Here is a 318-nt window from a genome sequence, read left to right as displayed (position 1 = left end):
ATCCGATGTGCACTTCCCCTTCGACGATGGTGCCAGCGCACAAAAGCTGTCCTTGCCCGACCTGCTGGCCGAACCGCAGCCGGGGGTGCACCTGTATGTGTGCGGGCCCAAGGGCTTCATGGACGCGGTGCTGCAGACGGCGCGCTCCAGCGGCTGGCCCGAAGACCAGCTGCACTACGAGTTCTTCTCGGCCAACGTGGCACCTTCGGCAGATGACGCCAGCTTTGAGGTCAAGCTGGCCAGCTCGGGCCGGGTGGTGCGCATCGCCGCCGACCAGACTGTGGCCAAGGCGCTGGCCCTGGCGGGGGTGGAGATTCC

At 67.0% G+C, this 318-nt stretch carries 1 pseudogene; it reads left to right on the top strand.

What is annotated here, in order from left to right:
• Positions 1–318, top strand: a pseudogene (locus AC097L_RS25910) (oxidoreductase); the annotation flags it as partial.

This window comes from Rhodoferax sp. RT5P35 (assembly GCF_056521385.1).
The sequence above is the reverse complement of the archived record's forward strand: the minus strand, read 5'-3'. Positions and strand labels throughout refer to the sequence as shown.